The 25,478-nt window shown below is 61.4% G+C and carries 22 protein-coding genes; 14 read left to right on the top strand and 8 right to left on the bottom strand.

What is annotated here, in order from left to right; translation table 11 throughout:
* Window positions 1-49: 49 nt before the first annotated feature.
* From gloB to fabI, 8 genes are all read left to right on the top strand, one after another.
* Window positions 50-817: a hydroxyacylglutathione hydrolase gene (gene gloB, locus ACIQY3_RS03610; RefSeq protein WP_403017326.1), complete on the top strand. Its 768-nt coding sequence runs from the start codon at window positions 50-52 to the stop codon at window positions 815-817.
* 99 nt (window positions 818-916) lie between these two features.
* The gene (locus tag ACIQY3_RS03605) at window positions 917-2,380 is read left to right on the top strand and encodes a transglycosylase SLT domain-containing protein (RefSeq protein ID WP_403017324.1); all 1,464 of its coding nucleotides are present in this window, start codon (window positions 917-919) and stop codon (window positions 2,378-2,380) included.
* Window positions 2,381-2,686: 306 nt separating this feature from the next.
* The gene (locus tag ACIQY3_RS03600) at window positions 2,687-4,495 is read left to right on the top strand and encodes an extracellular solute-binding protein (RefSeq protein WP_403017645.1); all 1,809 of its coding nucleotides are present in this window, start codon (window positions 2,687-2,689) and stop codon (window positions 4,493-4,495) included.
* Window positions 4,492-6,333, top strand: coding sequence for an extracellular solute-binding protein (locus tag ACIQY3_RS03595; RefSeq protein WP_403017322.1), 1,842 nt, complete (start codon window positions 4,492-4,494; stop codon window positions 6,331-6,333). The genes ACIQY3_RS03600 and ACIQY3_RS03595 overlap by 4 nt, the downstream gene beginning before the upstream one ends.
* 3 nt (window positions 6,334-6,336) lie before the next feature.
* Window positions 6,337-7,410, top strand: coding sequence for a microcin C ABC transporter permease YejB (locus ACIQY3_RS03590; protein ID WP_054047527.1), 1,074 nt, complete (start codon window positions 6,337-6,339; stop codon window positions 7,408-7,410).
* 1 nt (window position 7,411) lies between these two features.
* Window positions 7,412-8,431 carry an ABC transporter permease gene (locus ACIQY3_RS03585; protein WP_123514451.1) on the top strand — a complete coding sequence of 340 codons (1,020 nt, stop codon included), beginning with the start codon at window positions 7,412-7,414 and terminating at the stop codon, window positions 8,429-8,431.
* A gap of 1 nt (window position 8,432) precedes the next feature.
* The gene (locus ACIQY3_RS03580) at window positions 8,433-10,043 is read left to right on the top strand and encodes an ABC transporter ATP-binding protein (protein ID WP_403017319.1); all 1,611 of its coding nucleotides are present in this window, start codon (window positions 8,433-8,435) and stop codon (window positions 10,041-10,043) included.
* A 21-nt stretch (window positions 10,044-10,064) separates the two neighbouring features.
* The gene (gene fabI, locus ACIQY3_RS03575; RefSeq protein WP_169369080.1) at window positions 10,065-10,859 is read left to right on the top strand and encodes an enoyl-ACP reductase FabI; all 795 of its coding nucleotides are present in this window, start codon (window positions 10,065-10,067) and stop codon (window positions 10,857-10,859) included.
* Between the two features lie 175 nt (window positions 10,860-11,034).
* Here fabI and ACIQY3_RS03570 read toward each other — a convergent pair whose 3' ends face one another.
* On the bottom strand, window positions 11,035-11,898 hold the full coding sequence (locus ACIQY3_RS03570) for a LysR family transcriptional regulator (RefSeq protein ID WP_403017315.1): 864 nt from the start codon (window positions 11,896-11,898) through the stop codon (window positions 11,035-11,037).
* Window positions 11,899-12,010: 112 nt separating this feature from the next.
* Here ACIQY3_RS03570 and ACIQY3_RS03565 point away from each other — a divergent pair, with 112 nt between their 5' ends.
* Window positions 12,011-12,436 carry a VOC family protein gene (locus tag ACIQY3_RS03565; protein WP_403017313.1) on the top strand — a complete coding sequence of 142 codons (426 nt, stop codon included), beginning with the start codon at window positions 12,011-12,013 and terminating at the stop codon, window positions 12,434-12,436.
* Window positions 12,433-13,719 (top strand): amidase, encoded by a 1,287-nt coding sequence (locus ACIQY3_RS03560; RefSeq protein WP_403017311.1) that lies wholly within the window; start codon window positions 12,433-12,435, stop codon window positions 13,717-13,719. The genes ACIQY3_RS03565 and ACIQY3_RS03560 overlap by 4 nt, the downstream gene beginning before the upstream one ends.
* Here ACIQY3_RS03560 and ACIQY3_RS03555 read toward each other — a convergent pair.
* The 5 genes from ACIQY3_RS03555 to ACIQY3_RS03535 form a co-directional block, all read right to left on the bottom strand.
* Window positions 13,666-14,274, bottom strand: coding sequence for a GGDEF domain-containing protein (locus ACIQY3_RS03555; protein ID WP_403017309.1), 609 nt, complete (start codon window positions 14,272-14,274; stop codon window positions 13,666-13,668). The two genes, ACIQY3_RS03560 and ACIQY3_RS03555, sit on opposite strands and share 54 nt — an antisense overlap.
* A gap of 74 nt (window positions 14,275-14,348) precedes the next feature.
* Entirely contained in the window at window positions 14,349-14,930 is a 582-nt protein-coding gene (locus tag ACIQY3_RS03550) for a hypothetical protein (protein WP_403017307.1), read from the bottom strand.
* 1 nt (window position 14,931) lies between these two features.
* Window positions 14,932-17,103, bottom strand: a complete 2,172-nt coding sequence (locus ACIQY3_RS03545; RefSeq protein WP_403017305.1) for a molybdopterin cofactor-binding domain-containing protein — start codon at window positions 17,101-17,103, stop codon at window positions 14,932-14,934.
* Between the two features lie 10 nt (window positions 17,104-17,113).
* Window positions 17,114-17,569 carry a (2Fe-2S)-binding protein gene (locus tag ACIQY3_RS03540; protein WP_027923374.1) on the bottom strand — a complete coding sequence of 152 codons (456 nt, stop codon included), beginning with the start codon at window positions 17,567-17,569 and terminating at the stop codon, window positions 17,114-17,116.
* 264 nt (window positions 17,570-17,833) lie between these two features.
* Entirely contained in the window at window positions 17,834-18,679 is an 846-nt protein-coding gene (locus ACIQY3_RS03535) for an oxidoreductase (RefSeq protein ID WP_403017302.1), read from the bottom strand.
* 112 nt (window positions 18,680-18,791) lie between these two features.
* Here ACIQY3_RS03535 and ACIQY3_RS03530 point away from each other — a divergent pair, with 112 nt between their 5' ends.
* Entirely contained in the window at window positions 18,792-19,721 is a 930-nt protein-coding gene (locus tag ACIQY3_RS03530) for a LysR family transcriptional regulator (protein ID WP_403017300.1), read from the top strand.
* On the opposite strand, the gene ACIQY3_RS03525 is transcribed toward ACIQY3_RS03530, so the two are convergent.
* Both ACIQY3_RS03525 and ACIQY3_RS03520 read right to left on the bottom strand, forming a co-directional pair.
* Window positions 19,705-20,868 carry an NnrS family protein gene (locus tag ACIQY3_RS03525; protein WP_403017643.1) on the bottom strand — a complete coding sequence of 388 codons (1,164 nt, stop codon included), beginning with the start codon at window positions 20,866-20,868 and terminating at the stop codon, window positions 19,705-19,707. The genes ACIQY3_RS03530 and ACIQY3_RS03525 overlap by 17 nt on opposite strands.
* A gap of 86 nt (window positions 20,869-20,954) precedes the next feature.
* On the bottom strand, window positions 20,955-21,203 hold the full coding sequence (locus ACIQY3_RS03520) for a transmembrane sensor/regulator PpyR (protein WP_403017298.1): 249 nt from the start codon (window positions 21,201-21,203) through the stop codon (window positions 20,955-20,957).
* Window positions 21,204-21,496: 293 nt separating this feature from the next.
* Between ACIQY3_RS03520 and ACIQY3_RS03515 the strand changes: the two genes are divergently transcribed.
* From ACIQY3_RS03515 to ACIQY3_RS03505, 3 genes are read left to right on the top strand one after another with little or no spacing between them, the layout of a single operon-like run.
* The gene (locus ACIQY3_RS03515) at window positions 21,497-22,021 is read left to right on the top strand and encodes a sigma-70 family RNA polymerase sigma factor (RefSeq protein WP_403017296.1); all 525 of its coding nucleotides are present in this window, start codon (window positions 21,497-21,499) and stop codon (window positions 22,019-22,021) included.
* Between the two features lie 3 nt (window positions 22,022-22,024).
* Complete coding sequence (locus ACIQY3_RS03510; RefSeq protein WP_403017294.1) at window positions 22,025-23,008, top strand: FecR domain-containing protein; 984 nt, start codon at window positions 22,025-22,027, stop codon at window positions 23,006-23,008.
* A gap of 35 nt (window positions 23,009-23,043) precedes the next feature.
* On the top strand, window positions 23,044-25,431 hold the full coding sequence (locus ACIQY3_RS03505) for a TonB-dependent siderophore receptor (RefSeq protein ID WP_403017292.1): 2,388 nt from the start codon (window positions 23,044-23,046) through the stop codon (window positions 25,429-25,431).
* The last annotated feature ends 47 nt before the right edge of the window (window positions 25,432-25,478 follow it).

Genomic DNA, 25,478 nt, shown 5'->3' with positions numbered 1-25,478 from the left:
CCAGGAAGTTCTAAGATGCGCCATTGTTTTCCGCTTGGCGAATCCGACGATGATACAGATCAGTGCCCTGCCCGCCTTCACCGACAACTACATCTGGTTGTTACAGGACCACCGCACCCAACGCTGCGCCGTGGTCGATCCGGGCGACGCCGCGCCGGTCCAGGCCTGGCTGGCGGCGCATCCAGGCTGGGTGCTCAGCGATATTCTGATCACTCACCATCATCATGACCACGTCGGCGGCGTCGAGCAGCTGAAAAAAGCGACAGACGCGAAAGTCTACGGCCCGGCCAGCGAAACCATCCCGACGCGGGACGTCGCGCTCAAGGACAACGACCGCATCAGCGTGCTGGGCTGGGACTTCGACGTCTACGCCGTCCCCGGTCACACCCTGGGGCATATCGCCTTTTATCACCATGGCCTGTTGTTCTGCGGCGATACGTTGTTTGCCGCCGGTTGCGGTCGCTTGTTCGAAGGCACCCCGGAGCAGATGCACACCTCGCTGGCACGCCTGGCGTCATTGCCGGAGGACACGCTGGTGTATTGCACCCACGAATACACCTTGAGCAACCTGAAGTTTGCCGCAGCGGTGGAACCGGGCAATCCGGACACTGCCGCACGTCTGGAAAAAGTGGCCGCGCAACGTGAAGCCGGAATCATGACGCTGCCCTCTACGCTGGCGCTTGAAAAGCTGACCAACCCGTTTTTGCGTGTCGATGAAACATCCGTTAAAGAAAAAGTGGACGAACGGAATGGAACCCAAAACCGGGGTCCGAGTGCGGTCTTTGCTGCCTTGCGGGCTTGGAAAGATAAGTTCTAAGCTGGCTACCTATTGGTACAAAAATTCTGAATGGTTGACCGCGGGGGGTACGCTTTCTAGAATCCCCCGACATTTTTGCCCGGAACTTACTTCCAGCCAATGTCGTCACCTATTCGTAAAGCCATCAATTCAGACGCATTGACCCGCTTGGCTCAAGCCATCGCGGTGGCTGTGTCCGCCACTTTGGCGGGCTGTTCAAGCCATGTCCCGCAAACCGAAGCAACACATACCCCGAATATTGCCGCCCGAGCCAAGCAGAAACCCATCTGGCTCAGCGAGAAACCAACACCGCAAGTACCGCAGGACGTCTGGGAGCGCATGCGCCAGGGCTTCCAGCTGCAGGACAACCTGGGCGTCAACCCGCGTATCGAGCAACAACGACTGTGGTTCGCCAGTAACCCGTCCTTCCTCGAAAACGCCGGCGAACGCGGCAGCCTGTACATCCACTACATCATCGAACGCCTTGAAGAACGCAACATGCCGCTGGAGCTGGCGCTACTGCCAGTGATTGAAAGCGCCTACAACCCGATGGCCTATTCCCGGGCCGACGCGGTGGGTCTTTGGCAATTCATTCCTTCCACCGGGCGTTACTACAACCTGCGTCAAACCCGTTTCTATGATGGCCGTCGCGATATCACCGCCTCGACCACCGCAGCCATGGACTACCTGACCCGCCTGCACGACATGTTCAACGGTGACTGGTTGCTGGCCCTCGCCGCCTACAACGCCGGTGAAGGCACGGTCAGTCGCGCCATCGAGCGTAACGAGAAGCTCGGCCTGCCGACCGACTACTGGAATCTGCCGCTGCCGGCCGAAACCCAGGCCTACGTACCGAAGTTGCTGGCCCTGTCGCAAGTGGTGCTGGCGCCGGAAGCCTACGGCGTGAACCTCAACCCGATCGCCAACGAACCGTACTTCCAGGTCGTCGAAATCAACCAGCGCATGGACCTGTCCAAGGTTGCCGCGGTGGCCAACATCGACGAAGACGAACTGTTCCAGCTCAACCCGGCCTTCAAGCAGCGCACCACCATCGACGGCCCCCAGCATTTGCTGGTGCCGACGTCCAAGGCGCAACTGCTGACCGCCAGCCTGTCGACCATGCGTCCTGAAGAGCTGATCAGCTCGCGACCACTGAAACCGGTGTTCGAAGGCGCCGACGACAACGAAATCGCCCAGCTCAAGCGCGCCTACCGGGTGAAACGTGGCGACAACCTCGCCGCCATCGCCAAGGCCAACAAGGTCGATGTCAAGGATCTGCAGCGCTGGAACAAGATGACCGGCAAGAACCTCAAGGTCGGCCAGACCCTGGTCATGCAGGACAACACCAAGCGCAGCGCCGGCCGGATCAACACCGTCGTCGCCGCGAGTGGCAAGTCGAAGGGCAAGGACACCGGCAAGACTGTCGCCAAGACCCAGCAGACTTACAAGGTCCAGCAAGGTGACTCGCTGTATATGGTTGCCAAACGTTTCAACGTTGAGATGCAACACCTCAAGCGCTGGAATCCGCGGGTTGGCCAGGCACTGAAGCCGGGTCAGATGCTGACGGTGTCGTCGCCACGCTAATAAACAGCCCCTGAAAATCAGGGGCTTTTTTTTGCCCGGAATTTAAGGGCTGTCACAGATCCCCTGTGGGAGCGGGTTTGCTCGCGAAAGCGGTGTATCAGGCAACCTATCCGGTGACTGGAAAGCCGCATTCGCGAGCAAGTCCGCTCCCACAGGTTCTGCAGCATGCAGGGCCACCGCCCCCGCAATTAACAGCGCATTAACCCCCTGTCTTTTTCCTGTCGATACAAGCTGTTACTGTACGGCCCACAAAGCCCAAGCCGCCTGGATCGGATCTCTGACTTGAAGCGTCCCCTCCTCCTTCTCCTGATCAGCCTGGCCTTGAGCTCTTCCGCAAGCGCGACGATCAGCGAAAGCCATGGTTATGCGCAGTTCGGCACGCTCAAGTACCCGGCCAGATTTACCCACTTCGACTGGGTCAACCCGCAAGCGCCCAAGGGCGGTACCTTGCGGGTGATGGCGTTTGGCACCTTCGATACGCTAAACCCTTACACGTTCAAGGGCTCGAGCCCGGTTTCCACGCCGAATTTCCTGCAATACGGCATCAACGAGCTCAACGAGCCGCTGATGGTCGGCACGGGCCAGTACGCGCCGTCCGGCGACGAGCCGACCTCCAGCTATGGCTTGATCGCCCAAACGGTGGAATACAGCGAGGATCGCAGCTGGGTGGTGTTCAACCTGCGCCCCGAAGCGCGGTTCCACGACGGCACGCCGATCACCGCCTACGACGTGGCGTTTTCCTACCGTTTGCTGCTCAAGGAAGGTCATCCGCAGTACCGCACTGCCCTCCAGGAAGTGCTGCGGGTCGACATTCTTAACCCGCAACGCATCCGTTTCGTGTTCAAGCGCGCCGGCAATCCGCTGCTGATCCTGCGCCTGGGCGAGATGCCGGTGCTGCCTCAGCATTACTGGAAAGGTCGCGACTTCAAGGCCACCACCTTCGAACCGCCACTGGGCAGCGGGCCGTACCGCATCACCTCGGTGCAACCGGGGCGGCAACTGGTCTTCGAACGGGTCAAGGATTACTGGGGCAAGGACCTGGCGGTCAATCGCGGCAAATACAACTTCGATCGCATGGAAGTCGAGTTCTATCGCGACAGCGACGTGGCCTTCGAAGCCTTCAAGGCCGGCGAGTTCGACATCTACATCGAGCACCAGGCGAAGAACTGGGACAACGGCTACAACTTCCCGGCGGTGCGACGTGGCGACGTGATCAAGGCGCAGATTCCGCACCAGATCCCGACCCAGAGCCAGGGCCTGTTCATGAACACCCGGCGCCCGACCTTTTCCGAGGTCAAGGTGCGCGAAGCGCTGGGGCTGATGTTCGACTTCGAGTGGACCAACCGCACGCTGTTCAGCGGCGCCTACAAGCGCGCCATGAGTTACTACCCCAACAGCGAATTCGAAGCCAGCGGCCTGCCGGTCGGTCACGAGTGGCTGATGCTCAAGCCGTATCGCGAGCAGTTGCCCGCCAAGCTCTTTACCGAGCCCTTCAGCCTGCCGCAGACCGAAGGGCGCGGCATTCCACGGGAAACCTTGCGCAAGGCCCTGGCCCTGCTCAGCGAGGCCGGCTGGAAGCTCAATGGCCAGCGCGTGCAGAACGCCAACGGCCAGCCGTTGCGTTTCGAGATTCTGCTGGTCAACCCGAACCTGGAACGCATCCTCCAGCCCTACGTCGAGAACCTCGCCAGCATCGGCATCGACGCACGGCTGCGCACGGTGGATCGCGCCCAGTACAAACAACGCCTGGATCAGTTCGATTTCGACATGATCCTGATGACCCTCAACCAGACCCTCAGTCCGGGCCTGGAGCAATGGCAGTACTTCCATTCCAGCCAGGTCGGGGTCAAGGGCAGCAAGAACTACGCCGGCATCGCCAACCCGGTGGTCGATCATTTGCTCGAACAATTGCTTGCCGCCCAGACCCGGGATGAACAGGTCGCCGCCGGCAAGGCCCTCGACCGGGTGCTGCTGTGGCAGCACTACATCATTCCCAACTGGTACCTCAATTACCATCGCCTGGCCTACCGCAACCGGTTCGCCTTTGTCACCACGCCGCCCTACACCCTGGGCCTTTCCGCGTGGCGGCTGAAGTCTTCGGAGAAAGATCAATGAAACCCGTACGCGCCCTGCTCCTGCAGGCCAGCGGTCTGTTGTTCGCCGGGCTGGCCTGCGCCGCCCCGCAACATGCCTTGACCCTGTACAACGAGCCGCCGAAATACCCGGCCGACTTCAAGCACTTCGACTACGTCAACCCGGACGCGCCCAAGGGCGGGATCTTCCGCCAGGCCGGTTTCGGCGGCTTCGACAGCCTCAACCCGTTTATCAGCAAAGGCGTGCCGGCCGACGATGTCGGGATGATCTACGACACCCTGGCCAAACAGGGCCTGGATGAACCGTTCACCGAATACGGGTTGATCGCCGGCAAGATCGAGAAAGCCCCGGACAACAGCTGGGTGCGCTTCTACCTGCGTCCCGAAGCCCGTTTCCACGACGGCCACCCGGTGCGCGCCGAAGACGTGGTGTTCAGCTTCCAGACCCTGATCAAGGACGGCGCCCCGCTCTATCGCGGCTACTACAGCGATGTCGATGACGTGGTCGCCGAAGACCCGCTGACGGTGCTGTTCAAGTTCAAGCACAGCAACAACCGCGAACTGCCGCTGATCCTCGGCCAGTTGCCGGTGCTGCCGAAACACTGGTGGGCCACCCGAGACTTCAACAAGGGCAACCTGGAAATCCCGCTGGGCAGCGGCCCTTACAAGGTCAGCGAAGTGAAGGCCGGGCGTTCGGTGCGTTATGAACGGGTCAAGGATTACTGGGGCAAGGACCTGCCGGCCAACCGTGGCTTCTACAACTTTGATGTGATGACCACCGATTATTACCGCGACAACACCGTGGCCCTGGAAGCGCTCAAGGCCGGGCAGTTCGATTACTGGCTGGAGATGACCGCGAAGAACTGGGCCAACGCCTACAACATTCCGGCGGTGACCGAGGGCCGGTTGATCAAGGAACAGATCCCCAACGGCAACCCGACCGGCATGCAAGGCTTCGTCTTCAACCTGCGTCGCCCAGTGTTCCAGGACATCCGCGTGCGCCAGGCCCTGACGTTGCTGCTGGACTTCGAGTGGACCAACAAGCAACTGTTCAACGGCGCCTATGCGCGCACCCGCAGTTATTTCGAAAACTCGGAAATGGCCGCCACCGGCCTGCCGGACGCCGATCAACTGGCGATCCTCGACCCGTTCCGCAGCAAACTCCCGGCCGAAGTGTTCAGCGAGGCGTTCCAGAACCCGACGACCGACGCCAGCGGCATGATCCGCACCCAGCAGCGCAAGGCCTATCAGTTGCTGCAAGAGGCCGGCTGGCGGATCGTCGACGACAAAATGGTCGACGCCACCGGCAAACCGGTGACCATCGAGTTCCTGCTGGCCCAGACCGAATTCGAACGCGTGCTGTTGCCGTTCAAGCGTAACCTCAGCGACCTCGGCATCGACCTGGTGATTCGCCGGGTCGACGTCTCGCAGTACATCAACCGCGTGCGTTCCCGGGACTTCGACATGATCGTCGGCAGCTTCCCGCAGTCCAACTCGCCGGGTAACGAACAGCGCGAGTTCTGGATGTCCGCCGCCGCCGACAAACCCGGCAGCCGCAATTCCATGGGCCTGAAAGACCCGGTGGTGGACCAATTGGTCGAGGGCCTGATCAACGCCGAGTCACGCAAAAGCCTGGTGGCCCACGCCCGTGCGCTGGACCGCGTGCTGCAATGGGGTTATTACGTGATCCCCAATTGGCACATCAAGACCTGGCGCGTGGCGTACTGGAATCACATCGGCCATCCAAAAATCTCACCCAAGTACGACGTCGGCATTGCCACCTGGTGGGTCAAGCCTGACGCGAAACCGGCGGTAGAAGTCGAAACCAAACTGCAAGCCGACCCTGCGGGCACGGAGTAATCAATGCTGGCGTATATTTTTCGGCGACTGCTGCTGATCATCCCGACCTTGTTCGGCATTTTGCTGATCAACTTCGTGATCATCCAGGCTGCCCCCGGCGGCCCGGTGGAGCAGATGATCGCCAAGCTCGAAGGCTTCGAAGGCGCCACCAGTCGTATCGCCGGTGGCGGTGCCGAAGTGTCGGTGGCCGGCTCGGCCTATCGCGGCGCCCAGGGCCTGGACCCGGCGCTGGTCAAGGAAATCGAGCACATGTACGGCTTCGACAAATCGGCGCCGGAACGCTTGTGGATCATGGTCAAGAACTACGCGACCCTGGATTTCGGCGACAGCTTCTTCCGCGACGCCAAGGTCATCGACCTGATCAAGGAAAAGATGCCGGTGTCGATCTCCCTCGGGTTGTGGAGCACGCTGATCATGTACCTGGTGTCGATCCCGCTGGGGATCGCCAAGGCTACAAGGCACGGCAGCCACTTTGACGTCTGGACCAGTTCGCTGATCATCGTCGGCTACGCGATCCCGGCGTTCCTGTTTGCGATCCTGCTGATCGTGCTGTTTGCCGGCGGCAGTTATTTCGACTGGTTCCCGCTGCGGGGCCTGACCTCGAACAACTTCGCCGAGCTGAGCATGGGCGGCAAGGTCCTCGATTACTTCTGGCACCTGGCCTTGCCGGTAACGGCGCTGGTGATCGGCAACTTCGCGACCATGACCCTGCTGACCAAGAACAGCTTCCTCGATGAAATCAACAAGCAGTACGTGGTTACCGCCAAAGCCAAGGGCCTGACCAACCATCGCGTGCTCTACGGCCATGTATTCCGCAACGCCATGCTGTTGGTGATCGCCGGGTTCCCGTCGGCGTTTATCGGGATCTTCTTTACCGGCTCGCTGCTGGTGGAAGTGATTTTCTCCCTCGACGGCCTCGGCCTGATGAGTTTTGAAGCGGCGATCAACCGTGACTATCCGGTAGTTTTCGGCACGCTGTTTATCTTCACGTTATTGGGGCTGGTGGTGAAACTGATCGGCGACCTCACCTACACCCTGGTCGATCCGCGCATCGACTTCGAACACCGGGAGCATTGAGATGAGCCTGTCCCCCCTCAATCGCCGCCGTTTCGAACTGTTCAAGGCCAACAAGCGTGGCTGGTGGTCGCTGTGGCTGTTCCTGATCCTGTTTGGCGCCAGCCTCGGCGCCGAATTGATCGCCAACGACAAACCGCTGGTGGTGCATTACGACAACGGCTGGTATTTCCCGGCGCTCAAGCGCTACCCGGAAACCACCTTCGGCGGCGAATTCCCGCTGGAAGCCAACTACAAGAGCCCGTACATCCGCGAACTGCTCAAGGCCAAGGACGCCTGGATTCTGTGGGCGCCGATCCCCTACAGCTACCAGAGCATCAACTACGACCTGAAAGTCCCGGCCCCGGCGCCGCCTTCGGCGGACAACCTGCTGGGCACCGACGATCAGGGCCGTGACGTGCTGGCGCGGGTGATCTACGGCTTCCGGATTTCCGTATTGTTTGCCCTGACGCTGACCATTCTCAGCTCGATCATCGGCGTGATTGCCGGGGCCTTGCAGGGGTTTTATGGCGGCTGGGTCGATCTGGCCGGGCAACGGTTCCTCGAAATCTGGTCCGGGCTGCCGGTGTTGTATCTGCTGATCATCCTCGCCAGTTTCGTGCAACCGAACTTCTGGTGGCTGCTGGGGATCATGCTGCTGTTCTCATGGATGAGCCTGGTGGACGTGGTGCGCGCCGAGTTCCTGCGCGGGCGTAACCTCGAATACGTGCGCGCGGCCCGGGCGCTGGGGATGCAGAATGGCGCAATCATGTTCCGCCACATCTTGCCCAACGCCATGGTCTCGACCATGACCTTCATGCCGTTCATCCTGACTGGCGCCATCGGCACACTGACCGCCCTGGATTTCCTCGGTTTTGGTCTGCCGGCGGGCAGCCCGTCACTGGGTGAGCTGGTGGCCCAGGGCAAATCCAACCTGCAAGCACCGTGGCTGGGCATGAGCGCGTTTGCCGTGCTGGCGCTGATGTTGAGTTTGCTGGTGTTTATCGGCGAGTCCGCTCGCGATGCCTTCGACCCGAGGAAGTGAAATGAATCAGGACAATCTGATCGAAGTGCGCGACCTCGCCGTCGAATTTGTCGTCGGCGAACGCGTGCAGCGGGTGGTCGAGGGCGTCAGCTTCGATATCAAGCGTGGCGAAACCCTGGCCCTGGTGGGTGAAAGCGGTTCCGGAAAATCGGTGACCGCCCACTCGATCCTGCGCCTGCTGCCCTACCCGCTGGCCCGGCACCCGTCCGGCACCATCGAATATTCCGGGCAAGACCTGCTGAGCCTGAAAGAGAAAACCATCCGCCACATCCGCGGTAACCGGATCGCGATGATTTTCCAGGAGCCGATGACCTCGCTCAATCCGCTGCACTCGATCGAGAAGCAGATCAACGAGATCCTCGGCATCCACAAGGGCCTGACCGGCAAAGTCGCGACCAAGCGCACTCTGGAATTGCTGGAGATGGTCGGCATTCCCGAACCGCACAAGCGCCTCAAGGCCCTGCCCCATGAATTGTCCGGCGGCCAGCGCCAGCGGGTGATGATTGCGATGGCCCTGGCCAACGAGCCGGAACTGCTGATTGCCGACGAACCGACCACCGCTCTGGACGTGACCGTTCAGCTGAAAATCCTCGAATTGCTCAAGGAATTACAGGCCCGTCTGGGCATGGCGTTGTTACTGATCAGTCACGATTTGAACCTTGTACGAAGAATTGCGCATCGCGTATGTGTCATGCAGCGCGGTTGCATCGTCGAACAGGCATCGTGCGAAGAGTTGTTCCGCGCGCCGCAGCATCCGTACACTCGGGAACTGCTGGCAGCGGAGCCCAGCGGCAAGCCGGCGACCAATGTTATTGGCCCGCCATTGCTGCAGGTCGAGGACCTGAAAGTCTGGTTCCCGATCAAGAAAGGCTTCCTGAAAACCACGGTGGATTACATCAAGGCTGTGGACGGCATCAATTTCAGCCTGCCCCAGGGCCAGACCCTGGGGATCGTGGGCGAAAGCGGTTCCGGCAAATCGACGCTCGGCCTCGCGATTTTGCGGCTGATCGGCAGCAAAGGAGGCATCCGTTTTGAAGGCAAGCAGCTAGACTGCCTGACGCAGAACGAAGTTCGACCGTTGCGTCGCGAGATGCAGGTGGTGTTCCAGGACCCGTTCGGCAGCCTGAGCCCGCGGATGTGCGTGAGCCAGATCGTCGGCGAAGGCCTGCGGATCCACAAGATGGGCACCGAGGCGGAACAGGAACAAGCGATTATTGCGGCATTGAAGGAGGTAGGCCTGGACCCGGAAAGCCGGAACCGCTACCCCCACGAATTTTCCGGCGGGCAACGGCAGAGAATCGCCATTGCCCGGGCATTAGTGCTAAAACCGGCGTTGATCCTGCTGGACGAGCCGACTTCGGCCCTCGACCGGACAGTGCAACGCCAAGTGGTGGAGCTGTTGCGGTCACTGCAAACCAAGTACAACCTGACGTATCTGTTTATCAGCCATGACCTGGCTGTCGTCAAAGCGCTGAGCCACCAGTTGATGGTGGTCAAGCATGGCCAAGTGGTCGAACAGGGAGACGCGCAAAGTATCTTTGCCGCCCCCCAACATCCGTATACACAGCAGTTGCTGGAAGCCGCTTTCCTGGCACCAGCCACTGCGCAATAACCTGAAAGAGAGGAGCAACACATGGGTTTTCTCGCCGGTAAGCGCGTACTGATCGTCGGTGTCGCCAGCAAGCTGTCCATCGCATCCGGCATCGCTGCCGCCATGCATCGCGAGGGCGCTGAGCTTGCCTTCACTTATCAGAACGACAAACTGAAAGGTCGTGTTGAAGAATTCGCACAAGGCTGGGGCTCGAGCCCTGAGCTGTGCTTCCCGTGCGACGTAGCCAGCGATGAAGAAATCGCCAAGGTCTTCGAAGCACTGAGCAAGAAGTGGGATGGCCTGGACGTGATCGTTCACTCCGTCGGCTTCGCCCCGGGCGACCAACTGGACGGCGACTTCACCGAAGCCACCACCCGTGAAGGTTTCCGCATTGCTCACGACATCAGCGCCTACAGCTTCGTGGCCCTGGCCAAGGCTGGCCGCGAAATGATGAAAGGCCGCAACGGCAGCCTGCTGACCCTGTCGTACCTGGGCGCCGAGCGCACCATGCCGAACTACAACGTGATGGGCATGGCCAAGGCTTCCCTGGAAGCGGGCGTACGTTACCTGGCTGGCTCCCTGGGCCCGGATGGCACCCGCGTCAACGCCGTATCGGCTGGCCCGATCCGCACCCTCGCCGCTTCCGGCATCAAGAACTTCCGCAAGATGCTGGCCGCCAACGAAGCGCAAACCCCGCTGCGTCGTAACGTCACCATCGACGAAGTCGGCAACGCCGGCGCCTTCCTGTGCTCGGACCTGGCGTCCGGCATCAGCGGCGAAATCATGTACGTAGACGGTGGTTTCAACACCACTGCGATGGGCAATATCGAAGAGTGATCTTCGGTTAGCGCATAAAAAACCCGCCGAGCCTGGCGGGTTTTTTTGTGCCTGGATTTCAGTGGTGGACACAGATCCCCTGTGGGAGCGGGCTTGCTCGCGAAAGCGGTGTGTCAGGCAACATAGATGTTGAATGTTAAGCCGCCTTCGCGAGCAAGCCCGCTCCCACAGGGGGTTATGTGTTGTGCGTGAGGCACCGCGCAAAAAGTTGTTGAATCGGCTGTGTCCGCTGGCTATAGCGCTGCAACAACACAATCTCCCGATAGAACGTCAATTCCCCCAGCGCAATCACCCGCACCTTCGCCCCGTGTTCCACCCACAACCCCGCCTCCGGCAGCAGCGATACGCCCAACCCGCACTCGACCATTTTCACAATCGCTTCCAGCTCATCCAGCTCCAGCGCTACCCGCACGTCTATCTGCTGTTCGCGCAGGAACCGCGTCACCAGGCGTCCGCCGAACGAATTGCGGTCGTAGCGCACGTGAGGATGCTCGGCGAGCAATTGCAGCGGATCATCGCCCTCCAAACCCGCCGGCACGATCAACACAAACGGTTCTTTGCGAATGACTTGCGCTGACAATTCCTTGGGCAGTTCAAACGGCGGCTTGATCAGGATTGCCAGATCCACTTCCCCGGTGTCGACCTGGCTCAGCAGATTCAGCGACACACCCGGCACCAGTTTCGGCTCCAGCAACGGCGCCTGCTGCCTCAACCGCAACAACGCCTGGGGCAACAACCCGGTCTGCACCGTGGCCACCGCACCGATCTTCAACTCGCCACGGTATTCGCTGACGTCATCACTGACCGCCATGCGCGCAAAGGTTTCCAGCATTTCCCGGGCCATCGGCAACGCTCGCTGGCCCGCCGCATTGAGCAGCGCCTGACGCCCAGTGCGGTCGAATAAACGAATGCCCAGCGCCTGTTCCAGATTGCGAATCTGCGCGCTGACTGCGGACTGTGTCAGGCCGATGTGCATGCCGGCGGCTGCGAACGTGCCGTAGCGGGTCACCGCGATAAAGGTTTTCAGTTCCCGTAGCATCAGCGCCACCATTGATCGAAATAATTTGAGCTCGACGCAAAAATTATCGTCTTTTAATCAAAAAGCACAGGACTAAACTCAGCTGCAACTTCCGACCGTTGAGGATCAACCGATGCAACTCTCCCCTTTTCACCTGGCGATTCCGGTGTATGACCTGGCGGCCGCGCGCAGTTTCTATGGCGAAGTGTTCGGCCTGGAAGAAGGCCGCTCCAGCGACCACTGGGTGGATTTCAACTTTTTCGGCCACCAACTGGTGATTCACGTGGCGCCGAAAAACGCTTCGCAAGAAGCCGCCCATACCAACGCCGTGGATGGCCACAACGTGCCGGTGCCGCACTTCGGCGTGGTGCTGGGGATGGCGGAATGGGAAACCCTGGCTGAGCGCCTGCAATCTCTTGGTACGCAGTTTGTGATTGAACCGGGGATTCGTTTTCAGGGTTTGGTCGGCGAGCAGGCGACGATGTTTCTGTTCGACCCGTGCGGCAATGCCCTGGAGTTCAAGGCGTTCAAGGACATCAGCCAGTTGTTCGCCAAATGAGCCGCCCTGCCCTGGACGCCACCGCCCTCAGTCAGTCGGTGCGCGATGGCGAGACGACGGTCGCGGCGATTGCCGAGGCGTTTCTTGAGCGCATCGAAACCCTGGAACCGGCCATCCACGCCTTCGCCTCGTTCAAACCGCAGCAGGTGCGCCTGCACGCCGCGCTGAACGATGGCCAAGGTCTGTTGGCCGGCGTACCGGTGGGCGTCAAGGACATCCTCGACAGCGCCGACCATCCCACACAGTTCTTTTCGCCGATCTACGCCGATCATCAACCGTCCCGGGACGCCCATGTGGTAACCCTGCTGCGCCAAGCCGGCGCGCTGATCATGGGCAAGACCCACACCACTGAATTTGCCTACATGCGTACCGGTCCGACCCGTAATCCGCATGACCTGGAGCGAACGCCAGGCAGTTCCAGCGCCGGTTCGGCGGCCGGGATGGCGGCGGATTTCTTTGCCTTGGCGCTGGGCACCCAGACTGCCGGATCGCTGCTGAAACCGGCGTCCTACTGCGGCCTTTTCGCGTTCAAGCCGTCGTTTGGGCTGGTGTCGCTGGAAGGGATAAAACCGCTGGCGCCGAGTTTCGACACGGTCGGCTGGTACGGGCGCTCGGTACGGGATCTGAGTCTAGTGGCGCGGGTGTTGATCCCGGGATTCAAAGTGCCTGACATCGAACAGCGTCCCCTGCGTTTAGGCTTCTATCGCACCGCACGCTGGGATCAAGTCGCCCCCGAAGTGGCCAACGCTCTGGAACAAGCGGTGGCACAGTTGCGCAGCGTCGGTCATCAGGTCAGTGAGGTGCAGTTGCCGGAGGAGTTCGCCGGGGTGTTCGACGATCACCTGTTGATCAACGATTGCGAAGGCGCCCGTTCGCTGGCGAAGGAGTTTCAGGAACATCGCAACCTGCTGAGCCCTTCGATACTGTCCATGTTCGACCGCGCGGCGGTCACCACCTGGGAACAGGAAACCGCTGCCAAGGCCCGATTGGCGGCCCTTGCGCCGATCCTGAATGAGATTTGCCAGCCTTTCGACGCAATGCTCGGCCCATGCTGCGGCACCGTCGCGCCGCTGCATCGGGACAGCGCCGAAAACACCGGCCCATCGGACTACATCAAGTTCTGGGGCGCGTTCGGCTGGCCGCAGGTGAATCTCCCGCTGCCACGCGCCGAAGGGCTGTTGCCGATCGGATTGCAAATAATTGGCCGGTTCAGGAATGACGCTGCGTTGTTACGAGTGGCCGAACGCGTGACCGTTGACCTGCTCACCAATCGCGGCCAATAGACCGTCTACGGTGTGGTGCAGCGCCGGATGAAACTCGATCTGGGCGATGCTGAAGCGTATGTCGTAACCGCGATGCACCGTGGCGTTGCGCTCGTCGAGCATTTCTTCGAGCCGCGCCCGAATCGACGGGATCTCCACAGCGTGGGCACCGGTCAGCAAAGCGGCGAACTCATCGCTGCCCATGCGCCCGATCACATCGCTTTCGCGAAAGGCGATCCGCAGCACGTCGGCGAAGGTTTTCAAGGCATCGTCGCCTTCGGCGCGGCCGTACAGATAGTTGATGTGCTTGAAGTTATCGAGGTCGAAAAACAGCAACGTCGCCGGTTTGCCCATTCGCAAGCATGCGTCCAGACCCATTTGTGCCAGGGCCTGGAAGCCGTGGCGATTAGGTAACAGGGTCAATTCGTCCATGCTCGCCACCTGCACCGCGGTCAGTTCCTGCTCGGCCTGTCGCGCCAGGTCACGCAGCAATTCGCGCTCCTGCAGTGCAGTGTCCGGGCCGTGCAAGGTGTCTGTGCAAGTGCCCGGTTTGATCGGTTTGCCTGGAAGCAGCATGTGTCACTCCTGCGATGGGTATGTACGTTAGAGCCGCACATCTCCGGTTTGACTCCTTTTTAAGCCGCCGTTGGTCAGATGCCCGCCACCGGACACGGGCCTCCGGCATCCGCCCAGAGCTTGAATTGCGTAACAAAGATGTCATGCGGCACCGGCACCGGCGCTCGATTGCCGCCCGGATTCCAGCCCCAGAGCACCAGTTTGTCGTCGCTGACATGCTTGATCAATGCAGCGAAATCCCGGTCACCATTGCTGGAGCGATCCTTGATCATCGCGCAGAGCTTGTCCGCCGGCAGGCCGATCCAGGCCATTTTGTGCGCGGCGGGTGGCAGGCTCCAGTGCGGCGCCCCCGGCGGTGCGTGGGGGCCGTAACTGGCTGGCGGGTTGTTTTCGGCGTGGCAGGTGGCACAGGGCAAACCGGCGGCGCCCTTGCCGTCCATGCCGCGCACCACATTCATCGCGTGCGGAATGCCGGCATCGAATTGCAACGGCGAATCGCCGGGGATGTGGCAGTTCTGGCAACGCGGGCTCTGAAAGACCTTTTGCACGGTGTCGAAGGCTTTCAACGCCGCTGGATTGTCCGCCGCGAACAGGTCCGACGCGTAGCCTGTCAGGCCGACCAACACCACCGCGCCCAGGATCAAATGTCGTCTCATGTCACACCCCCGACAGTTGCAGCGGCAGCTCCCGCAGGCGTTGCCCGGTCAGGGCGAACACTGCGTTGGCCACCGCTGGCGCCACGGGCGGCACACCGGCCTCGCCGATACCGCCGGGTTTGTCGGTGCTGGGCACGATGTGCACCTCCACCACCGGCATTTCATTGAGTCGCAGCACCTGATAATCGTGGTAATTGGACTGCACCACCTGGCCGTCCTTGAACGTCAGTTTGCTGCGCAAGGCAAATCCAAGTCCGAAGGTGACGCAGGATTCCATCTGCGCCGCGATGCTCTGCGGGTTGACCGCAATGCCGCAATCCACCGCGCACACCACCCGGTGCACGCGAATCTTCAGGTTGTCCTCGGACACTTCGGCGACATGGGCGACGTAGCTGCCGAACGATTCATGCACCGCCACGCCCAAGGCATGACCGTCCGGCAGCGGCGCGCTCCAGTTGGCTTTTTCCACTGCCAGGTTGAGCACGCCGAGATGCCGTGGATGGTCCTTGAGCAAGGTTCGTCGGTATTCCACCGGGTCCTTGCCGGCCGCATCGGCCAGTTCATCGATCAGCGATTCCATGACAAACGCGTTGTGACTGTGCCCCACGGAGCGCAGCCACAGCACGCTGATGCCGGTTTTCGGTGAATGCAGCTCCACCTGATGATTGGCCAGGCCCTCGATGTAAGGACTGTCGGCCACGCCCTCGACCGAAGTCTTGTCGACGCCGTCCTTGACCATGGTCGCGGCAAACGCGGTGCCGTCCATGATCGACTGCCCGACCATCACATGCTTCCAGGCCAGCGGCAGGCCGTCGGCATCCAGGCCTATGTTCGCTTGATGGAGGAACATCGAACGGTAGTAGCCGCCGCGAATGTCGTCCTCACGGGACCATACGGTTTTCACCGGCATGCCCGCCGCTTTTGCCACTTCGACCGCTTCGGCGACAAAGTCCGAGGTCGGATTGGCCCGGCGCCCAAAGCCACCGCCGAGGAATTCAGTGTGGATTTCCACCTGTTCGGGTTTGAGCCCGGTGATCTTGCCCGCGACCATTTGATCGAGGGTCTGGAACTGGGTGCCGGTCCAGATTTCGCATTTGTCCGCCGTGATTTTCACCGTGCAGTTGAGCGGCTCCATCGGTGCGTGGGCCAGATACGGCACGCTGTATTCGACGTCGATGGATTTCACGGCTTTCTTCAATGTGGCGGCGGTATCCCCGGCCTGACTGGCCGGCATGCCGGCGGTGGTGGCGAGTTGGCGGAAGCTTTCCAGCAGTTTGACGCTGTCGAGCCCGCTGTTCGGCCCCAGGTCCCAGTCGATTTTCAGCGCATCGCGACCCAGTTTCGCCGCCCAGTAATGATCGGCAATCACCGCCACGCCCGTGGGCACCTGCACCACTTTGTGCACGCCAGGCACCGCCAGCGCTTCGGCGCCTTCGAAGGATTTGACGCTGCCGCCGAACACTGGCGGACGCACGGCCATGGCGGTCATCAAGCCGTCAAACTGCACGTCCATGCCGAACTTGGCCCGACCGGTGATTTTCTCCGGGGTGTCGAGGCGCGGGGTCGGTTTCCCGATGATCTTCCAGTCCTTGGCCTCCTTGAACTTGATCGAGGCCGGGTCCGGCACTGGCAGCTTGCCGGCGTCATCTGCCAGTTCACCGTAGGTGGCGCGTTTGTCGCCGGCGATCACCACGCCCGACTCGGTATGAATCTCCGACGGGGCGACGTTGAAGCGTTTGGCGGCGGCGTCGATCAGCATCAAACGCGCAGCGGCGCCGGCCTGCCGATAGCGGTCGAACTCCATCCAGGTCGAGGTCGAGCCGCCGGTAATCTGCATGCCGCCGAACCCGGCCAAGCCGTAATCCTTGGCCGAGGCTGGGGAATGTTCGACGCGGATTTTCGACCAGTCGGCGTCCAGTTCTTCGGCGATCAACATGGTCAGGCCGGTCCAGATGCCCTGGCCCATTTCCGAGTGGCCGAGCAGCATGGTGACGCTGTTGTCGCTGGCGATCCGCAGGAACGCATTGGGCGCGAAGACATTGCCTTGGTTCTCGGCGCCCATGGCAAAGCGATGACCGCCGGGGATGACAAACGCCACCACCAGCCCACCGCCGAGCACGGCGCTGCCCTTAAGAAAACCGCGACGTGAAACCGGTTTGATGATGCTGTTCATGGACATGACCTCAACCGATCTCGGCGGCGCGTTTGACGGCTGCGCGAATCCTTGGGTAGGTGCCGCAGCGGCAGATATTGCCGGACAGCGCCTGATCGATATCGCTATCGGTGGGCTTGGGAATCTTCGCCAGCAACGCGGCGGCGGACATGATCTGCCCCGACTGGCAGTAACCGCACTGCACCACGTCGAGTTCGGCCCAGGCTTGTTGCACCGGGTGCGAACCGTCGGTGGACAGGCCTTCGATGGTGAGGATTTTTTGCCCGTTGGCCACGGCAGTGGCCGGGGTGATGCAGGAGCGCAGCGGTGCGCCGTCGACATGCACGGTGCAAGCACCGCACTGGGCCATGCCGCAACCGAACTTGGTGCCGGTGAGGTGCGCGACATCGCGCAGGACCCACAGCAGCGGCATGTCCGCGGGGACATCCAGCGCCTGGTCCTTGCCATTGATATTCAGGGTCAGCATTGCCAATTTCCTCAGACTCACGGTGTTCTGAAGGGGCGCCGCTGTGGTGATTCAAGACCTACGCGCGCCTCGGGTTATCCATACAGCTAAGCGCAGATTGACCTGGTGGCCAGCTTCTGCGACCGCCGGTCACATCTCCTGGCCTGGTGAATACCCCTGTGGGAGCGAGCCTGCTCGCGAAGGCGGTGTGTCAGTCGACATGTGTATCAACTGGAAGTCCGCTTTCGCGAGCAGGCTCGCTCCCACAGGGGTTATCGGTGGGGGTTAGAAATCAGTGGACTGTGACAGTGCGCGCCAGGTGTTCAGTTCATCGGCGACGAACGCATTCTTGGCCTCGATGTATTGCACCGAATCCGTGCCCAGCGGCAGGCGCAGCGGCGGGTTTTCGGCTTCGACCAGGGTGATCATCGCCTGGGCCAGTTTCTCCGGGTCCCCGGGTTGTTGCTGGTTGACGGCCTTGGCCAGTTTGCGTACTTCGCCGGCAGTCGGGGCGTAGTCGGCGATGGTTTCAGGGGATTCGACCAGGGAATTGGTGTCGAGGAAATCGGGGCGGAAGTAGCCCGGCTCGACCACGGTCACTTTCACACCCAGCGGCGCCAGTTCGCCGTGCAGCGCTTCGCTCAGGGCTTCGACGGCAAACTTGGTCGAGCAATACACGCCGTAGCCCGGCGCCGACTGATAGCCGCCCACTGAAGAAATGTTGATCACATGACCGCTGCGGGCGGCACGCATGTACGGCAGCACGCCGCGAGTGACATTCAGCAAGCCGAAGACGTTGGTTTCGTAGAGCCGTTTGATCTCGTCACTGCTCGCCTCTTCCACCGCGCCGAGCAAACCGAAACCGGCGTTGTTGACCAGCACGTCGATACGACCGAAATGTTCGATGGCAGCCTTGGCCACTGCGGCCCCCTGGGCTTCGTTGGTGACGTCGAGGGTGGCGGCCAGCAGGCCCGGTTGGTCGCCGAAGCGCTGGACAATGGTGCTGGCATCGCGGGCGGTAGCGACGACGGCATCACCGTTGGCCAGGACAGCGGCGACAATTTTTGCGCCGATGCCACGGGATGCGCCGGTGACGAGCCAGACACGTTTGAAAGCGTTGGAAGTGCTCATGATCGATACCTTGTGTGGGTTGGGGATGTGGCCAAGGTACGCCGCAAGATTGGTCGGAAAAATGCCCTCGTGTTACAAGCACTATGAACCGCTGTTTCATAATAGGCCGACCATGAACCACGACCCTTTCGACGGCTTGACCGAGTTCCTGGCGGTGGCCGAGCACAAAAGCTTCACCCTCGCCGCTACCCGCCTGGCCGTCACGCCCACGGCGGTCAGCCATGCGATCAAGTTGCTCGAGCGGCGCACCGGCGTGCTGCTGTTTCAGCGCACGACGCGCCGCGTGGCATTGACCGAGGCCGGCGCCAGCCTGTTCGCGCGTCTGCGCCCAGCGGCCAGTGAAATTGATGAAGCGCTGGCGGTGCTCAGCGGTTTTCGCGATCAACCCATGGGCACCTTGCGCATCACCGCGCCACGCTTGTCCGGGGCGTTGCTGATCGAACCGTTGATCCCGCTGTTCCGCCAGGCGCACCCGCAAGTCACCCTGGATATTTCCCTGGACGACGCCACCGTGGATTTGATGGCGGGCGGTTTCGATGCCGGGATCCGGTTGGGCGAATCCATCGAGAAGGACATGGTCGCCGTACGCCTGACGCCTGACTTGCAATGGTCGGTGGTGGGCTCCCCGGCGTATTTCGCCAGGACCGGGCAACCCGTCACGCCTGAAGCGCTGACCGGGCACGAATGCATCGGCTTCCGCTTTTCGACCTCGGGCAATGCCCATCGCTGGGAGTTTCGCCGCGACGGTCGCGACTTCACCGTGGGCGTCGCCGGTGGCGTGATCGTCAATGACCGTAAATTGCTGGTGGCCGCAGCCCGGGATGGCCTGGGCCTGGCATATGCCTGCGACCTGGAGATTGCCGACGAGTTGGCCGATGGACGCCTGCAACGGGTCTTGCAACCGTTTGTGCCGCTGAGTTCGGGGCTGTACCTGTACTTCCCCAGCCGCACCCAGACGCAGCCGAAACTGCGGGCGTTTATCGACATGACGACCCGCTGGATCGCCGAACGCGGCGGCCTCGGCGCTAAACCCTCGGCTTGAGAAGAATCCCGGTATAGCACATCAGAAATAACCCGAACGCCGCACACCAGAGCAGCGCCGACAATCCCAATCCAGCGGCAGAAAACGGCACCAGCAACACCCGGCACACTCCGGCGAGCAGCAGCAAGGCAAAGCCCAACACCACGGCTTTCGAAGGCTGCAGCAATCGGCCGGTATGCCCCAGGCTGACCCGGGCAATCATCGTCAGGATCAGTCCGCCAATCCCGCCGACCGCCAGCGAATGAGTGGCCAGGCTCTGTTGCGGCATCAGCCCCGCATGCCACAGCGCCATGGCCAGCGTCGCCACCACCAGCCAGGCGTAAGCCAGGTACAGCGACCACAGCAGCGGTACGCGCCAGATGCCCCGGTCGTGCCAGCGCCACAACCGCAGCAGATGCACCGCGCCGAGCATCAGGAACACTGCAGCCAGCCACAGTCTGGGCGTGTCGTTCAAACCGGCGGCAAAAGACACAGCAGCCAGCAATCCTCCCACTAGCGATACTTTGGTGGGCAGCGAATGAGACGGTGCCGCAGCGGGCCGATTCAAACCACGCTGAATAAAGAATGGAATCACCCGCCCGCCAATCACGCTCATCAGCGCCGCCACCAGCCACAACGCGGCCAGCACGCCATGCCGTTGCAGTCCGGCGTCATCGGTCACGAAACCCCGCAGCGTCAACACCTGACAACCCGCCAGCAGCGTGATCATCAGCAGGATCGGATAGTTGTCGCGCTTGCCCGCCGCCACCAGATCCCGCCCCAGGCACCAGGCAAGCAAGGGCAGAAACGGTAGTTGCAGGGCGATCAGCAGCGTCGGATTGATCGGCAGTAGCCAAGCCAGTCGCGCCAGCAGCCACACCACTACCAGACCGATCAAGGGCCAGCCGTTGAGGCCCGGACGCCCGGTCCAGTTCGGCACGGCGGTCAGCAGAAAACCGGCGATGATCGCCGTGGCGAAACCGAAGGGCATTTCATGCCGATGCCAGGCCAGCATTCCACCGATTGGCTGCGCACCGGGTAGTCGGCCGTACAGCCACAATGCCCAGATCGCTACCGCCAGCACGGCAAACCCGGCACCTGCGAGGAAAAAAGGTCGGAACCCAAGACTGAAAACAGCCGCCCTTGTGGGAGCGAGCTTGTTCGCGATGAAGGTTGTGGCCTCAACACTTTTGCTGCCTGCCCGTCCGCTATCGCGAGCAAGCTCGCTCCCACCGGTTGTGCTGGGCTTATGCATCAGGCCACCGCACCGACGTGGTGAGTAGCCAACCGATGCTGGGCCAGCAGCCGCATCACGTAGCCGATTTTGAGCAGGGTCGGGCCGATGATGGTCATGGCGTGCATCGACACCAGTGCCACGATGGGCAAGTGACCGCTGTAGAGGTAAGCGCCGTAGATGCCGATCAAAAGCAGTGCCAGGCCCAGGCCCAATACTTTGCTCGACAGGTGCAGTACGTTCTGGGGATTGCTGAAGAAATCGAACATTTTTCCGTACTCCCGAAGCTGTTCAGTTGTACGTGGGTTAATCCAAAACCCGTGCCAGGATTTATAGGCCTGCAAATCAACAGGTTGGCCACCATGCAGTCAATATGACTCAACCCGGAATTGGTCTTAATGACTCATATCGAAGTCATAGCGACTACATCGCAGGCAATCTCTCTACTCAACCGCCTAAAAGCAAACCAATATCATTTGCGCACACACAGGCCATTTGGTTTAATCGCGACCAATTCTTATTTGCACCGAAGGCGCCGGTCGCCCATGGACAAATGCTCACGATGACGGTCGCCGATCTCTCCAGCGTTCAGAACCTCTACCTCTCGCACCACCGCTGGTTGCATGAGCTGCTGCGCCGACGCCTGAATAACGCCTTCGATGCCGCGGACCTGGCCCATGACACCTTTATCCGGGTGCTCAAGCGTCCGCCGGCGTTCGACTGCGAAACCCGCGAGCGTTCCTACTTGGCGACCATCGCCCGGGGTTTGTGCATCGATCACTGGCGCCGCCGTCAACTGGAACAAGCCTGGCTCGACACCCTCGCCGCGCGGCCCCAGGCGGTTCATCCATCGCCGGAGCAACGGGCGATCATCGTCGAGACCCTGTATGAAGTGGACGCGATGTTGCAACGGCTGCCGCAACGGGTGCGCGATGCGTTTATCCTCGCCCAGTTGCATGGCCTGCCCTACCGCGCCATCGCCGAGAAAATCGGTGTTTGCGAACGCATGGTCAAGAAGTACCTGGCCCAGGCGTTGATGCATTGCGCGATGCTCGAGGCCGAACTCGACGGCCTGCTGATCGAGTAACCCATGTCCCGCACGTCCCCGAACAGCATCAGCCACGCCAGCCTCGAACAGGCGGCCCAATGGTATGTGCAATTGCACGATCAGCAGGCCGGCGAACCGGAACGCGAGCGCTGGCAAGCCTGGCTGGCGCAAAGCGGCGACCACCAGCAAGCCTGGCGTTATGTCGAGCGCGTCGGCCAACGCTTCGCCGCCCTGCAGGATGATCAGCCGCAAGCCGCCAGCCATGTGCTGCGCCACACCGCTCGCTCGCCGGTCAGTCGCCGGCAAACCATCAAGAGCCTGTTTATTTTGGCGTCGGGCAGTCTGTTGGGCTGGGGTGCGTGGCGACAAACCTCGCTGCCGGACACCCTCGGTCGCTGGACCGCCGACCTGTCCACCGGCACCGGCGAAACCCGGGAAAACCTGCTCAGCGATGGCAGCCGGATCTGGCTCAATGCCCTGAGTGCGCTGAACGTGCGCTTCGATGGCGCGCAGCGGCTGTTGCTGCTGCGTTGCGGTGAAGTGTTGATCGACACCGCCAAGGACAGCCGCCGGCCATTCCTGGTGCACACCGCCCAGGGCCAGATGCGTGCGCTGGGCACGCGTTTCAGCGTGCGCCAGGAAGAACAGCGCACGCTGCTGAACGTCTACGAAGGCGCGGTCGAAGTCCGCACCTTGGGCGGTCAGGTGCAGATTGTCGAAGCCGGTAAGCAACTGGCGTTCAGTGAAGACCTGACACTGGCGGCCTCGCCCGCCGCTGCCGGACGCGAAGCCTGGCGTCGTGGCGTATTGCTGGCGGACAACCTGCCGCTGGGGCAATTGATTGAGGAATTGAGTCGCTATCGGCCAGGGCATCTGGCCTGCGATCCGGCGATTGCCGGGCTGCCGGTGATGGGTTCGTTCCCGCTCAACGACACCGATCAGGCCTTGCGTCTGCTGGAAGCGGCGTTGCCGATCCGTGTGCAAAAGCCCCTGCCTTGGTGGGTCAGCGTCGGCCCGAAAGTGTGATTCGTCCGATGGCCTTTGCGCTGGCGGCGGGGCTGATGAGTCTTGCGCCAGGCATCGCTCCAGCCGCCAGTGAGCAGTCCGCCAGCCAGAAGCGTCATTACGCGATTGCCGCCGGCTCGTTGGTCAGCGTGCTCAACCGTTTCGCCGAGCAGGCGGGGATTTTCCTCGCCGGGCACAACGATCTGGCCAGGGGCAAACTCAGTCCGGGCCTGAGCGGCGACTTCACCGAACAACAAGCCTTGCAACGTCTGTTACAGGGCAGCGGCTTACAAGCGCAACCCCAGAGCGGCGGCGGTTACGTGCTGCAATCCGCCAGTGGTCCACTCGAACTCGACGCCACGACTATCGCGGGCCTGAACCTCGGCGCAATCACCGAAGCCACTCACGCCTACACCACCGGCTCAACCTCGACCGCCACCGGCCTGCCGCTGTCTTTGCGTGAAACCCCGCAATCGGTCACGGTCATCACCCGCCAGCAAATGGACGATCAGGGCGGCACCAGCATCGCCGACGTCCTGCGCCGCGCCCCCGGTATCAGCGTGCAGAACTACGACAGCGAACGCTGGGAGTTTTCCAGCCGTGGCCTGCCGATCACCAATTTTCAGTACGACGGGGTCAATACCGACTACGACGGCGTCTACGATTACGGCACCACCAGCACTGACATGGCGACCTTCGACCGCGTCGAGATCATCAAGGGCGCCACCGGCCTGATGACCGGTTCGGGCGATCCGTCGGCCACCGTCAACCTGATCCGCAAACGCCCGACCCAGGCGTTCAAGGCTTCGGTCAGCGGCAGCGTCGGCTCCTGGGACAGCTATCGCAGCGAAGGCGATATCTCCGGCGCGTTGACCGACAGCGGTAACATGCGCGGGCGTTTCGTCGGGGTCTATCAGGACCGCAGCGCCCACGCCGATCATTATCAAAACACCAAGGACATCGCCTACGGCATCCTCGAAGCCGACCTGACTCCCGACACCTTGCTGACCTTCGGTATCGACCAGCAAAACACCCGCTCCCGTGGCGCCAGTTGGACCGGTTTCCCGATGTTCAACAGCGACGGTTCACGCACGAACTTCTCACGTTCGTTCAACCCGGCCACCGACTGGAGCCGCCGGGATTTCAACAACCAGACACTGTTTGCCGCACTGGAACAGCATCTGGCCAACGACTGGACCCTGAAAGTCAGCTACGACCGCAAACACCGCCAACACGACACCTTTCTTGGCTCTGCCAGCGGCGGCAACCCGGACCCGGTCACGGGTGCCGGCATGTTTATGTACATGGGTAAATTCAAGGGCGATGAGGTGCAGGACAACCTCGACGTCAACCTCAGCGGCCCCTTCAAGCTGTTCGGTCGCGAGCACGAGTTGATCGCCGGTTTCATGTCGATGAACACCCGCCAGGACATCCCGGTGCACGGTTCGGTCTACCCGGCGCTGGACGGCAGCATCTTCGACTGGCGCGGCGAATTCCCGAAACCGGACATCCCCAGGATCGGCAGTGACGACATCGTCCAGCGCCAGACCGGCGCCTACCTCGCTACACGCCTGAAGCCGACCGACAACCTGTCGCTGATCCTCGGCGGCCGGGTCAGCGATTTCAAGGGCAGCGACCACCTCGACTACCTCGACGCCAACACCCCGGACGTGCGCGACGGCTACCGGCAAACCGGCATAGTCACGCCCTACGCCGGGCTGGTCTACGACCTCGACGACACCTACTCGGTGTACACCAGCTACACCAACATTTATCAGCCGCAAATGAGCAAAGACGCCAATCGACGATTACTCGATCCGGTGGAAGGTGATGCCTATGAAGCCGGCATCAAGGCTGAATACTTGGGTGGTTGTCTTAACGCCCGTGCAGCCGTGTTCCGCATCGAACAGGACAACCTCGCCGAATACGTCAGCGGCGTCGACACCGAGTCGATCTACCGCCCGGTGCAAGGCGCGACCACCAAAGGCTTCGAACTGGAACTGGCCGGCGAAGTGCAAGAAGGCTGGAAACTCTCGGCAGGCTACACCTACAACCACACCCGCGACGCCAAGGGCGATTACGTCTACGGCTCAGTGCTGCAAACCACCGCACCGACGCAAGTGGTTCGGGTGTTCAGCACCTATCGCCTATCCGGCGCGCTGGAAAACCTTACGGTCGGCGGTGGGGTGAATTGGCAGAGTGAATTTTTCGGCAATGTGTTCCAGCCGAATCCCAACGATGGCGGCCAATACGCGCGCATCACCCAGCAGAGTTATTACCTGGTGGACGTGATGGCGCGCTACCGCTTCAACGAGCATCTGAGCACCGCGTTGAATGTGAAGAACCTGTTCGACAAGACCTACTACACCGGCCTCGGGAATTTCGGCACCGGGTTTTATGGGGAGCCGCGGAGTGTGCAGCTCACCACCCAGTGGGCGTTCTAGCGGCGACTTGTCGATCTACGGCACCGCCAACCGACTACAGACTGACT

The sequence above is a fragment of the Pseudomonas sp. NPDC096950 genome (assembly GCF_044762525.1).
Taxonomy (GTDB): Bacteria; Pseudomonadota; Gammaproteobacteria; order Pseudomonadales; family Pseudomonadaceae; genus Aquipseudomonas.
This window is presented reverse-complemented; position numbering and strand designations above follow the sequence as displayed.